Annotated in this window: 12 protein-coding genes; 11 read left to right on the top strand and 1 reads right to left on the bottom strand. The window is 34.4% G+C overall.

Annotation, left to right across the window (positions count from 1 at the left end):
* Positions 1 to 100 precede the first annotated feature (100 nt).
* The 7 genes from AC1VU3_RS10555 to AC1VU3_RS10525 all read left to right on the top strand — a co-directional run bounded on the left by AC1VU3_RS10555 (position 101) and on the right by AC1VU3_RS10525 (position 7,021).
* Positions 101 to 1,060: an Abi family protein gene (locus AC1VU3_RS10555; protein WP_482983440.1), complete on the top strand. Its 960-nt coding sequence runs from the start codon at positions 101 to 103 to the stop codon at positions 1,058 to 1,060.
* A gap of 291 nt (positions 1,061 to 1,351) precedes the next feature.
* Positions 1,352 to 2,704 (top strand): TRAP transporter large permease subunit, encoded by a 1,353-nt coding sequence (locus tag AC1VU3_RS10550; RefSeq protein ID WP_482983439.1) that lies wholly within the window; start codon positions 1,352 to 1,354, stop codon positions 2,702 to 2,704.
* A gap of 14 nt (positions 2,705 to 2,718) precedes the next feature.
* The gene (locus tag AC1VU3_RS10545) at positions 2,719 to 3,009 is read left to right on the top strand and encodes a hypothetical protein (protein ID WP_482983438.1); all 291 of its coding nucleotides are present in this window, start codon (positions 2,719 to 2,721) and stop codon (positions 3,007 to 3,009) included.
* 5 nt (positions 3,010 to 3,014) lie between these two features.
* Positions 3,015 to 3,674, top strand: a complete 660-nt coding sequence (locus AC1VU3_RS10540) for a FadR/GntR family transcriptional regulator (protein ID WP_482983437.1) — start codon at positions 3,015 to 3,017, stop codon at positions 3,672 to 3,674.
* Positions 3,675 to 3,686: 12 nt separating this feature from the next.
* On the top strand, positions 3,687 to 4,622 hold the full coding sequence (locus tag AC1VU3_RS10535) for an HpcH/HpaI aldolase/citrate lyase family protein (protein ID WP_482983436.1): 936 nt from the start codon (positions 3,687 to 3,689) through the stop codon (positions 4,620 to 4,622).
* A gap of 4 nt (positions 4,623 to 4,626) precedes the next feature.
* Positions 4,627 to 5,820: a CaiB/BaiF CoA transferase family protein gene (locus tag AC1VU3_RS10530; protein WP_482983435.1), complete on the top strand. Its 1,194-nt coding sequence runs from the start codon at positions 4,627 to 4,629 to the stop codon at positions 5,818 to 5,820.
* A 397-nt stretch (positions 5,821 to 6,217) separates the two neighbouring features.
* Entirely contained in the window at positions 6,218 to 7,021 is an 804-nt protein-coding gene (locus AC1VU3_RS10525) for a DUF4839 domain-containing protein (protein WP_482983434.1), read from the top strand.
* 93 nt (positions 7,022 to 7,114) lie between these two features.
* Here the strand turns inward: AC1VU3_RS10525 and AC1VU3_RS10520 are convergent, their stop codons facing one another.
* The gene (locus AC1VU3_RS10520) at positions 7,115 to 7,759 is read right to left on the bottom strand and encodes a 2OG-Fe(II) oxygenase (protein ID WP_482983433.1); all 645 of its coding nucleotides are present in this window, start codon (positions 7,757 to 7,759) and stop codon (positions 7,115 to 7,117) included.
* A gap of 475 nt (positions 7,760 to 8,234) precedes the next feature.
* On the opposite strand from AC1VU3_RS10520, the gene AC1VU3_RS10515 reads away from it, so the two are divergent.
* From AC1VU3_RS10515 to AC1VU3_RS10500, 4 genes are all read left to right on the top strand, one after another.
* A complete protein-coding gene (locus AC1VU3_RS10515; RefSeq protein WP_482983432.1) occupies positions 8,235 to 9,167 on the top strand; it encodes an HNH endonuclease in 933 nt (310 codons plus the stop codon).
* A gap of 633 nt (positions 9,168 to 9,800) precedes the next feature.
* The gene (locus AC1VU3_RS10510) at positions 9,801 to 11,711 is read left to right on the top strand and encodes a hypothetical protein (RefSeq protein WP_482983431.1); all 1,911 of its coding nucleotides are present in this window, start codon (positions 9,801 to 9,803) and stop codon (positions 11,709 to 11,711) included.
* A gap of 1 nt (position 11,712) precedes the next feature.
* A complete protein-coding gene (locus AC1VU3_RS10505) occupies positions 11,713 to 12,564 on the top strand; it encodes a hypothetical protein (protein ID WP_482983430.1) in 852 nt (283 codons plus the stop codon).
* Positions 12,554 to 13,327 carry a hypothetical protein gene (locus tag AC1VU3_RS10500; protein ID WP_482983429.1) on the top strand — a complete coding sequence of 258 codons (774 nt, stop codon included), beginning with the start codon at positions 12,554 to 12,556 and terminating at the stop codon, positions 13,325 to 13,327. Before AC1VU3_RS10505 ends, AC1VU3_RS10500 begins: the two co-directional genes overlap by 11 nt.
* The last annotated feature ends 3 nt before the right edge of the window (positions 13,328 to 13,330 follow it).

Below are 13,330 nucleotides of genomic sequence, written 5' to 3'. Positions count from 1 at the left end.
AGTATTTGACTATAAGTGTTGCATATAATATAATAATCCTAACGATCAAGCCCGTGTTCCTTCCGAGGACCGGGCTATTTTTTTATAAGGGTGATACTAAGTGAAACCATTTAAAACACATAATCAACAATTAACGTTACTTAGATCAAGAAACATGGTAATATCAGATGGTTCAAAAGCTAAAAGGATTCTGGAAAGTGAAGGTTATTATAATGTTATAAATGGTTACAAAGATCTTTTTTTAGTCAAAGATGCAGTCAGTGTCCCTGTTACCCCAGAGTTATACATACAAAATACTAAGTTTGAAGAAGTACATGCACTTTATGTGTTTGATAGAGAATTAAGAAATATTCTACTGAAATACTTATTAATATTTGAAAAAGACATTAAATCGAAAATTTCATATAGATTTCCTGAAAAGTTTTCAAGTGCAAATGCATACATGGATATAAGAAGTTTTACAAATAATCCAGATCAGCTAAAGCAAATAGTTGAATTAATATCAATTATCACAAGTACTATTTCAAAGCATGCGAAGCGTAAAAATAGTCCCATAAAGCATTATCTTGACAATCATCAAGAAGTGCCATTTTGGGTACTTTCCAACCAACTTACAATAGGGAATATTAATAATTTTTATGAGTGCCTTGATGATGGTCTAAAAGAGCTAATTGCCAAAGATTACTCTACTAGTTTTAGAAGAAATTACAATTTCTCTGCTCACATTCCAAAAGAAACATTACTGGATATTTTAAAAACTGTTAATATGTTTAGAAATGTTTGTGCGCATGAAGAAAGGTTATATTGCTTTAAATTAAACAGACGGGCAAGGAGTAACCATATCTCTAATTTGTTGAACATCCCTACTAGTTTACTTGTAGGTAATTTATTTACAGTCATTTCTCAACTTAAGTTAGTTTTAAATAAAAAAAATTTTAATGAATTATTAAAAAGCATAAAGGAATTATTTTTAAAATTTGAAGGGAAATTTTCTACAATTACTTTTGATGATATTAAATCAGTTATGGGTTTTCAGCATAGTTGGGAGTCTTTATTTTAATTTAAAAGTATAGTGATTTTTCTAGAAGTCGCGCCTTTTCCATAGGAATGGTAAGCAACTTTTATTCTATTAAAAAGAGGATTTAAGCGTTTTGGAGTAATCCATGTAATTAGACACATTTATAATATTAAAGGAACTACTGAAGATATTAACAGAGCTAAAACTCTAGTTTAATGTCTTTTTTATTTGTTCAAGAAAATAAATTGAAAAATAAGAATTGACACAACAATAATCATATTGGATAATTGGTTCATCCAATTTTATTTTAATATGAGTATAAGGGGTGAGTGTATGGGGATTGGATTTTTGGCATTGCTTGTGTTTATTGCTTTAATTATTGTTTGGACGACTGTCTTGAAGCGTAGCATTGGGGAGGCTATGGTTGTAGGGTTTGTTATCACTGCTTTGTTTGGAGGGACGAAGGCGCTTAGTATGATGTGGGATGGCATTGTATTTGGGGCGACGAATGAGGTTTTATTTGCAGCGCTCGCGTTCGTGTTTATGGCGTATGTTGTCGATAAGACTGGAATTATTGCGTTATTGATAAATATATTAAACTCCCTATTAGGGAGATTACCTGGTGGCCCTGCACACGTGGAGACAGCTGGATCTGCTCTTTTCGGTTTAATCTCTGGATCAGGATCAGGAAATACTGCTACAACCGGCTCGGTGACGATACCATGGATGATTAAATCCAAGTGGTCTCCAGAGCTTGCAGCTACCGTGTCCGCTGGAAATGCGGGTCTTGGAATAGCATTACCGCCTAGTAGCTCGATGTTCATATTACTTGGTTTTGCACCTATCGCTGCTGTAGTTTCCGAGGGAGATTTGTATCTAGCATTACTAATAGGTGGATTATATCAAGTACTGTATCGTGTCATTTTAACGTTTTGGTTTGTAAAGAAACATAAGATTGAAACACTTGGGAAAGAAAACTTAGAGCCGCTTCGCAAAACGTTTGTCATGGGCTGGAAATCGTTATTCATTTTCTTTGGTATTTTGATACCGCTTACAATTACGATTGGTCCTCTTGCGGAAAGGCTTATGGCAAATCCGAATATCGGAGAAGATGCGATTAATAGTATCTCAATATTGGTATGGGTACCGATTTTGATCACATTAATCAGTATGATAATTGGTTACAAGAACCTACCAAAATCCTTTACTGGCTGGAATGAGTTTTTACATGGGGCAACGGCAAAGTTTTCTGTCATAGGTGTTCTGTTGTTATTTGCTTTTGCAGCAAGTGAGAATTTGAAACAGCTGGGGTTAAGTGAAGATTTAACGAGTATGATGGCAAACCTAGAAATGCCAGCTTGGCTTGTTGTAAGTATCGTGGGAGCTCTACTTGTTTTAGTAGCTGGTCCGCTTTCCGGGACTGCTACATTAACAGCGATTGGTCTAGTTGCCTTTACGGTATTAGTGAGTGCAGGGGTTCATCCTATTTTAGCAGTAGTAGCCATTTTAATGTTTGCTTCTACAGAAGGGGCTTCCCCACCTTCGTCTGCTCCAATTTTTATTGCAGCAGGTATTGCCGGAGCAGAGCCTGGGAAGACATTTAAGCCATTAATCTTCTATTATGTCGTGCCTGTTTACTTGATTGGTGTATTAATAGCTTTAGGATTCTTGCCAGTACCTATATAGGAGGAGAAGGATAGATGTTAAAAATACTAGATAAAGTTTTTATTGTCGCTTTAATCTCATTTTTATCGTTAGGGTTCATCATCGTCTTAACTCAATTAATTGGATTGATTATCCAGAACGGAGAACTTATTATTAAAGTGAATGATCTATTAGCAGAACCTGCCTTTATCCTAAGTGCTGTCGCAGGGGTATTAGGGTTCTTGATACCGGTAATTAAAAATAAATCATCGAACGTCCTTACCGAAGAGGAACTAGAGGAACAGCTTTTAGAGAAGCAGACAAAAGTAAATGAGCTAAGGGGTTAAAGACTATGGGAATTCAGCATCAGCGTTTATATGAACAGGTTATTACCTATATAAATGAGAAGATCGAACAGAATATTTTTCAAATAGGGGAAAAGCTTCCGACCGAACGAAGTCTAGCAGAGGAGTTGAATGTAAGCAGAGGAACTTTGCGAGATGCCTTTCGGGTGCTAGAGTCGAAAAATATTATTCGCACGATTCCTGGTGGTGGAAGAATTCTCATCAGTCCAATTGAATCAAATCTAACCTATGAACAAGATATATTAGAAGAACTAAAAAAAGCAGAGATACTGGAATTGTTGGAGGCGCGTGAGCTATTAGAAATTGGTATGTGTAAATTAGTATGCGAGCGTGTGACAGATGAGGAACTAAGTGAGTTGGATGATATCATACGGGGCAACCATGAGAAGGGGGCATTTAATGCCTCCACCTATTTTCATTTAGCCTTGGCCACAGCGACACATAATCATGTGTTGGAGAACTTTATTAAATTAAACCTCCAGCTTATTAAGGAAGTGCGTGAGCAGAACTTCCAACATCCAACTAACAAGAATCAAGCATTCAAGGAGCACTTGGAAATATTAGAAGCAATTAAAAAGAGAGATGTGCAAGCATCTGAACTAGCAGTGAAGAAACATTTTAAGAGGATGAGAGAACGCTTGAACTAAAGGAGTGAGGCTGTGTTACATCCACATCGTTCTAGACTTATCATGCCAATTACCAATGAAAGGTTTATTCAAAAGGCGCCTTTACGAAATGCCGATATTATTGTGCTTGATTTAGAGGACAGCATTCCGCAGAGTGAAAAATTAGTTGCAAGGTCTTTGCTTGAAAGAAGTATTAAAATTGTGTCACAGGGCGGTAGTGCTGTTTATGTAAGGGTGAATAATCAGGAGGGGCTTCTGAAGGATGACATCCGTGCTGCCATACATAAAAGGCTGACTGGAATCTATGTACCAAAGGTGGAGTCAGAGGAGCAGGTGAAGGAGATTGACCTTTATTTGTTATCGCTTGAGCAGGAGAGTGGTCTAGTAGAAGGATCCATCCAATTAGCAGTCTTAATTGAAAGTGCCAAAGGGCTATTGAATATGAATGCTATTTTACAGGCGAGTCCACGAATCCAGTCTGTCAGCTTAGGAGTGGAGGACTTGGTGGAGGATATGCATATGAAAAACAATGACCAGACAGCAGACGTATTGAAAAATATTCGGATGCAGGTGTGTATTGCAGCGAGGGCAAACAACATAGTTCCGCTAGGGCTTATGACCAGTATTGCGGATTACAATGATCTGGAGAAGCTTGCGGAGGGTGCAAGGCTTGCGTATATGCATGGCTTTGCTGGGAACAGCTGTGTCCATCCTTCCAATGTCGAGGTATTCAATAACGCCTATATGCCGACGGAAGAAGAAGTAACGAGAGCGAGAATGCTTATGGAGGCATTCGAGGAGGCATTGCTTCAGAAAAAAGCGGCAATTACGTTTGAAGGGAAAATGATTGATATCCCTCATTATGAAAATGCGAAAAAATTAGTTGCCCAATATGACATGTATGTTGCCTTTGATAAACAAAAACATATGCATATGCAAAACTATAAGCAAAGTTTAAAGGATGTTTGATAATATGCTACCTCTACAAGGACTGAAAATCATCGACTTATCAACCATGCTAGCAGCCCCCTGGGCCAGTACATTTCTAGCTGACTTTGGGGCGGATGTGATAAAGATAGAGCATCCAGTAAACGGAGACCATGCGCGGAAATATGGTGCACAGAAAAACGGGATAGGCGTATTTTGGAAGACGTTGAATCGAAATAAAAAAGGTCTAACATTAAATATTAAATCCGAAGAGGGACAGAAAATATTTTTGCAGCTACTGTCGGAAGCAGATGTATTAGTAGAGAACTTCCGTCCGGGCACGCTCGATAAATGGGGCTTAACATGGGAAGTCATGAAAGAGGCTAATCCCAAGCTAATATTGCTCCGAACATCAGGCTTTGGACAGACTGGACCATATGCCAAAAAAGCTGGCTTCGGAACGGTGGCAGAGGCAATGAGTGGCTTTACCTCCATTAATGGGGAGAAGGGGGGCAACCCTATTTTACCAGGCATGGCACTAGCAGACGGTGTTTCCAGTATATTTGGAGCCCTTTCCATTATGATTGCATTATACGGGCAAATAAAAAATGGCATATCCGAAGGACAGCAGATTGACATCAATCTCTATGAACCATTAATGCGACTACTGGAGCCGCAAATAACCGCGTACGATCAGTTAAACAAAATCCCTGTCCCGAACGGAAATAGCAGCCTACAAACCGCTCCACGCAATGCCTATCTGACAAAGGATAATACATGGATTGCCCTCTCAGGCTCTTCTCAATCCATCACCGAGAATATATTTAAAGCTATTGGGCGAGAGGACTTAATTACAGACGCCAAGTTTTGTACCAACGAGCAACGAATTAAAAACGTTGCAGAATTAGATGGTATCATCGGTGACTGGGTACGAAAACATACATTGCAGGAAGTCGTTGAGCGCTTTGACAAATGTGGTGCCATCGCAGGGCCGATGTATAACATTGCCCAGCTATTCGAAGACCCTCACTATCAACATAGAGAATCCTTCATTCGAGTGCCCGATAAGGACTTTGGAGAAATGCGGATTCCAAACGTCGTAGCGAAGTTTTCTTTGACTCCAGGGGAAGTACGAACACTGGGACCAGATAAGGGAGAGCATACGATTCAGATATTGAAGGAGCAGGTAGGGTTGTCCGATGAGAAGATAGAGCAGTTGAAGGAATTAGGTGTAATCTAAAACGTTACTAATGAATTAATTGATAGGGTAGATATTGCCTTTTTAAGGATATAGAAATCTATAAATAATAACAAAATGTATAAACAAGTTAATCTGCATCTTCCTAAACATTATTGGAAGATGCTTTTTTATATTAAAATAGTATTAAAAACCAACATTAGCTTGTATGTCAGAAAGGTCCCTTATTGTTTGATTCTCAGTTTAACAGCCAATTTCATTCACTTTAATATTCCTTGCTCAAATTTTTAATAATTATAATGAATTTAGATATGACAAAATATGAAATTAAATCTATTATACTTTTTGAATTTTTGCGGTAAAATTTTACTTAATAGACAAACAAAAACAAAAATCTAGTGAGAGTTATGAGTGCAATACAAAAAATAAGGAGTACATTATGAAAAAAATTTTATCGTTTCTTTGTTTTCTAGGTATAACTACAGGTATTTCTGGGTGTTCTAATGAACAAGATCCAAATTTATTAAAAGTAGGTAAATCTTCAGATGAAATAGTGGGAGAAAATTATCAAACAGTTATTTCTGAATTGGAGGAACAAGGATTTTCAAATATCGAGACTAAGGTATTAGATGATTTAATTACTGGATGGTTGACAAAAGATGGAGAAATTAATCAAATAGAGATCAATGGTGATACTGAGTTTAATTCAAATGATAGTTTCCAAAAAGATTCAAAGATTACCATTACATATCATACATTTCCTAAAGAAGAGAAAACGGATACCCAATCTACTACTGAAAAGAGTTCTGAAGTAGTTGACCAATCAACAAATGAAACATCTGCAGAAGACAAACAAGAAGTATTAACTGCAAAAAATAATAAAGATTTAGCAGCTGTTTTAATGGTCAAGGATGAATTTCATCCAATTGTCCTTGAGTTTGCAGATAAATATGCTGGTCGAACCATTGAATTTGATGGAAATATTGCACATATGATGCAACATGGTAATTACACAACAAGATACGATATTTTAATATATGCTGGTGATTATAGTGAAACGAATTTTATTGGACCTATCTTTAAATTTGAAGATATTAATATTTTGGATTTAAAGCTTACTGGCTCAGTAATACCAGATTATATTGATGTAGGACAAAATCTTCGTATTACTGCAGTAGTTGGAGAATACAATGAAGATTCTGGACTTTTCTTTCTGAAGCCACTTTCGACAGAAATAAGATAATTGTTACAAATTATAACAAGAAAAAGAGTTGTTCGCTTAAGAACAACTCTTTTTCTATGCGTGAAAACATATGTACTGAGATCACTTAGTTATTTATCTTACTTTTTGTTTCCTCATCCATTGTGTTGCAACCCACTTTTCACCAGTTATGACTGGTGCTCCACCGTGTAAAGTTAACTCGTTTAATGTTTGATCGTTATAGAAATATTCGAAGTAAACCGCCATCCCTTTTTTAGGAGAGACAGTAAAATTCAGTTTAGGGAAGTAAGTTTCCCCGCCTTCTTCCACATCATTTAAGTACATTACGAGCGTGCTGATTCGATTATTGCTTATGATCCTACTAGTAGAAGTAAAGTAATCATAATGGGCTTTATATTCTTGACCTGGTGTATATTGAAGGATTTGAAGGCCTTCGCCGTGTTCAATAGGGATATTCATAATAGAAGATATCCTTTGTTCGATTCTAGCCACCACATCATTTTCGCTTTCTTCAATAAACGAACCACTGCTCGTCCTTTGTTCGTTTTCTACTCTTTCCGTTCCAATTTTGGAGCGTTTCATTCTGTCTTTAGACAGCCTAATCAGCTCATCACACTCTTCATCACTTAACACATTCCCTAAAACCATTACTAGTGGTTCTTCTAATCTAGCGACTATGTCAATCTCTCGATCTGTCATGATTTTATTCCCACGGTAATCAAATACCGTTTGTTCTCTCATTTCTGTTATCAACTTCATTACCCCTTTTAAACTTTAATAGTTAATACAGTACATTTGGGAAATAAAAAGTAATCCTTTATACCTTTTTATTGGAATAAATTCCTTTTTATTTTATCATATAATTCTAATAAATTTAAATAGTATAAACATTATATTTTATCATATAATTCTAATAAATTTAAATAGTATAAACATTATATTTTTAAATATTTTCGTAATGATATCCAAAAAAATAAAATCTTTCTCATATCAAAAAACTGCTATTAACTACCTTTCACGGTAACTTGTTATTTATATAAAGTTAAATATCATAAAGTAATTTTCATAATGCTTTCACTATTCCGGGGACAATAGAGCGCAAAATTGTATAGATTGTCGTTATACTTATAGTAAGAATCAAAATGATATAACAGTTTGAAATATTTTAATTGAATGGTTTAAAATGGTGGTCTTTAATTGACTTTAAATTTTTCTGGATCAGAGGAGGGTTATTATGCGTGAAAGTTTTTCATGGTCTAAACCAGAGGGTATTCCCGATTTAATTGCCAGGAAAACTGTTGATTGGTCGATTTTTGAATCCGGCTCTACGATTCCGACAGAGTTTCATCCTGACTTTGATGAAGTCAATGGTGAGAAGCTAAATCGTGGGGAGAGTCGTTCTATTAAATTAAGATATTATGGTCTTGAGTATCCTGCCCAACTAGTCAATGTTAAAAGAAAAGATACTAAGTCAGACGAATATCAGATTCGTTATAGTGATAAAATTTTAAAAAACATATTCATTACTACTTTTACGTTTAGCTATAACTATATAAAATTAGCTAGACAAAAACCTAGAGTTGGAGAGGTTAAAAAAGTTTATATAAAAGTACCTGAATCTCAGCGAGAATTTATCGACTTTATCGCAACAGATGAACTGTATGTGTATGAGTTGAGATTTTATGTCTTTAATGAAGAGGTTTATCATGATGAAGAATACCAATATGAGATAGATATTAAAACCAAAGAAAAGCCTATCCCATTTAAAGACGAACCAAAACCCAAGTCTGAAAGAAAAAGTTCGAATAGAGCCGCCTTTAAACGTGACAGTCAAGTTGGGTTGAATGCTTTATCTTCTGCTAATTTTGAATGTGAAATTAATGCCGATCATAAGGATTTTATATCGAAGGCGACAAAGCAAAACTACGTAGAAGCACATCACCTCGTTCCATTGCAGTTTCAGGATTTATTTGAAAACAGCTTAGACTTGGAGGCAAATGTAGTGTCTTTATGCGTTGGCTGTCATAAAAAACTACACCATGCATTTTTCTCTGTAAAAGAAGAACTACTGGATTATTTATATGAACAGAGAAAAGATCGGTTATCAAAGTGCAATATTAACATAGAGAGAGAAACGTTAATGGAGCTTTATAACAAAGAAATATAGTGTTTTTAAAAGTTTTATTACACCTGCCAAGCTGTTAGTAAAGTGAAGTAAAAGGAGATGTTGATGTATGTATATCGTTGGAAGAAATGAATTACAGCTGCTAGATCAATATACGTTGTTGTGAAAGAAGTGGTAAGGGAGCTTCCTAATCAAGCCACAGGTGTAATTGCCCTTGCCAGGGTGGCGAAAACGGTGGATATGGCTTGTAAAAGGCGGAAGCAGGGATGTTTTAATAGGGTTCATCACTTCAATTTCTAGCCCAGGGGATTAATACTATTATTATGTGAATGCGATGAAGCAAGCTGAAAAAGTTATTTAATTATGAGAAAGAACATCTGTATAGTTTGCTATGTGAGGGATGTTGAAGGTTTAAAGATTAACACACATCGTCATAATATTGTAAAGACATTTTCCTTTTTATTAAGGTAGATGTCTTTTTTAATGATTGTTTTTCCATTATAATAAAATATGGTTTAAATTTACTTTTTATTAGTGAACTTAGTGGGGGATTTAGTTTAAAGAGATCTCTAATTTCCTAAGTGATAATATTTAGAAGTTAATATTAAGTTCTTTTGAACTAGTTACAATTATGTACTTAATCAACTTACTTATATAGATAGATAGGGGAAAAATATGAGCAGTAATATGTGGCAGTTTTCACAGATTCCAAATATTGAAGAATCTAATTTCAATAAAATATTAGAGCGGTTTTATAGTTTAGGGGTTGCGGGATTAACAAGAGAAAACATTCAAAATTCATTGGATGGACGTTTGCAGGAAAGTGAACAACCGGTTGTAGTGAAGATAAATTTAGGAATGGTAGATCGCAATGAGATACCTGGTATAAATGAAATTGTTGAAAGGATCGATAGCTTAGAAGGAAGAAATGGTTATACAAAAGAAACGATTAGTCATATGAAAGCTAATATGTTAGAGCCTACAGTACGATATATATCCTTTGAAGATGTGAACACACGTGGTTTGACAGGTGCTAAGTATGGACAAAGCCATAACAAACAACATACATGGGGGATCTATGCCTATAACAAAGGAGTACATTTTGAGGAAAACGATCAAACCTTTGAAGCCTCCCGAGGGGGGTCTCACGGAGTTGGAAAGATAGCTTCTAATGCAGCTTCGGATTTACATCTTATGTTTTTTAGTAACTGTGATCAAGATGGTGAACAACACTTAGGAGGAACAATTCAGCTTATTGAACATAAATTAAAGGACAAGTATTATCGTTCGTCGGGTTACTTTGCAAAATTAAAGGAAGATGAAGGAACAACGAAGTTTATGCCATTTGAAAATAACTTCCATTCCATTTTCGAGAAAAATACCCGTGGTTTAAAAATTGTGATTCCCTTTCTAAGAGAAAGTTTCTATAAAGAGAAAGAGATAATAAATGCAGTATGCGATAGCTTCTTTATTTCTATCTTAGAGAAAAAGTTAATAGTACAAGTAAATGATCTAGTAATTGATGCAGATTCTATTAAATTAATTGCTAAAAATCCAGAGTATTATAATCAAGAAATTGAAGCTATGAAAAAGAATTTTACTCCTTTATACGTAGAAACATTTTTAATGGAAGAACCTAGAATGATAGAAATCCCACATCAAGAAAAAGTATATAAGTTTAAGTTGTACTTTCATTATGATGAACGAATTCCTAAAGGAAGAGTAGCAATTGTTCGTACAATTGGCATGAAGATAGAAGACTTTGTTGTAAAGAGTAACGCAACTAAACCTTTTAATGCCGTTTTAATTGGTGGAGTTGAAGAAGATAGCTATTTAAAATCTTTGGAAAATGAATCACACACAAAAATATCAAACGATGATATTAAGGATCCTAAATTAAAGAGTTTAGCAGGAAAATTTATAAATAACTTAACAAAATCTATTATCAATATAATTGAGGATGAAATTAGAAAGCATAATCCAGTAGATGGAAAGATCAATACATCGGATCTTTTATATACGACTGAAGTAGATTTTAAAGAAAATTTAGCTACTTCTTTTGGTACTGTTAAAATTAAAAATGGAGCTAATGTCGTTACCACAGGAGATAATAACGTAGAAACTAAAGGTGCTAAGAGACAGCGTATAAAAAAGAATGCAACTAAGGTAGAACCAAAAGAGACAGGTATTCGAAGAAAAGGTAAAGCGAAAGAAAAGGGTGAAAGTCTAAGCTCCGGGGAAGAAAAGAATGAGCAATACAAAATTCATTCTTATCGAGTTGAACGTGTAATTATACAGGATAAAGAATTTATCCAATTGAATTTAGATAGTCCTGAACTGAAAAAAATAGATAAGTGCGATCTTAGATTTAACATTATTGATGGTATGGGAAAAGAGTATAACAATGAATTTAACCTTGTAGAAAATTACACTCAAATCATTGATAGAAACCTAAACAAAACTTGTAAAATTGAAAACGGATCTATACATGACGTTTCTATTAAAGATGGGTATGTAAACTTACAACTTTCTCTCTCTTCAAAGTTTAATAAGTCGTTAAAATTTGTTTATTATATCGAGGTGTAACATGATTTATAAAAAAGAAGCAAACTTTCCATACCCAATTCTTTCATCTACAAGTTTAGGTTATCAGGACAGTGATTTTACTATTAAGGTTAGTTTTGAAGAGGACACAGATGTATATAGATTTCTAATAACGAGCAATTTAACTTCTGATTTTATTAACCACTTGCTAAATAATGATAAAGCGAAATACTTGCTGGTAATTCAATCTAAAGACACGAAGTTCTTCGATTTAAGTAAAGATAACTTACAGGTTGAGATACCAAAAAGTAGAATGTCTTTATCAAACAGAACATCTATCCAGCTTCATGTTATTTCTAATGATGCAATTTCGTTTTTATTTAATAATGAACTTTCTAGTTTTTATAATGATATGAAAGGTGAACTTGTTGTCCCAAAATATTCGCTTTTGGGATATTCAAATATTGTCACTTTTGAAGGTGGTATGAAAAATCCACTTGAATTATTTGAAAAGAAGTTAAATCCTCATTTAAGCTCAGCTATCAAGTATGAATTGGGAAATGAAACTATTATTATTCATTTTCGTGAGGAAGAGTTTCAATTTAACTCAATGGCAAATAAAAATAGTTTTCTCAATCCATATTTATATACTGGTTTGAGATTTGCTTTAGAACAGTTTATACAGAAGTATTCTGAAGAAGATGAATATGTCGATTTATTGCAAATAACACAACCTGAAAATTTGCTTGATTTTAAACTATATAACTTGATGATCAGCAAATCAGTTGTAGAGCTAAGTAATGAAAACATTGATGAGGTTATTGGTAGAATTTCTAATCAGATTATTGAAAAATATGTCCGTTCTATAAAGGAGCTGGTCAACCATGAAAATTAAGTTATTAAAAGAAGGTTATAAAAAGGATGAACAGCTATATCAGGCTTTTATAGATGGAACGTTAGCAAATCGTGAGGAGTTTTTCTCAGGAGAAGTTATTGAAATTGAGCATGCCCCTGATTTTCCTTTTTATATGGGAAGAGGAAGTGAGCAACAGAAAAAGGCTGCTTTTTTAGAAGCTTTTGATGTAATTGCAGGATTCTATATCCATTTGGACAGGGACATCCACTTTGATGAGCGATTTTGGCACTCTTTAATGGTAGTTGAAAAACGAGATTATATCATTACAAATTATCCTCAAGTAGTGGATAATTATAATGAGTTTTGTAAGGTAGTAATAAAAGATTTTGATTGGGAAAATTATATTTACAAATGTATTTTAGCAGTGGAATACGTGGAAGATTCAGATGATCTAGTTTATGAGAAAAAGAAGTATTATGAACTCATTATAGATAATTTAGACATCTTTAATTATATTATCAAGTACTCGCTATTTAGAAATAGGCAATTTTTAATAAAAATATTAACCGTCATTCATGAATTAGATATAAGCGAAATCATGAAATCAAAGATAAAGGATAGACCAGATCTGGGGAATGACGAAAGATATGGCAGAAGGGTAATTTTTGAATTAAATAAAAGCTATCCTGTTTTAATGAGTCCTCTATTAGATGTCGAAACCCTAAAAAATGAGTGCTTAAAAGCACTAAGTCTTTATTATGATGTCTCACAAATAAATGAAAGACAGCTATTAATGGTATAGTTA

The organism is Psychrobacillus sp. Z16_25 (assembly GCF_056856695.1).
The sequence above is the reverse complement of the archived record's forward strand: the minus strand, read 5'-3'. Positions and strand labels throughout refer to the sequence as shown.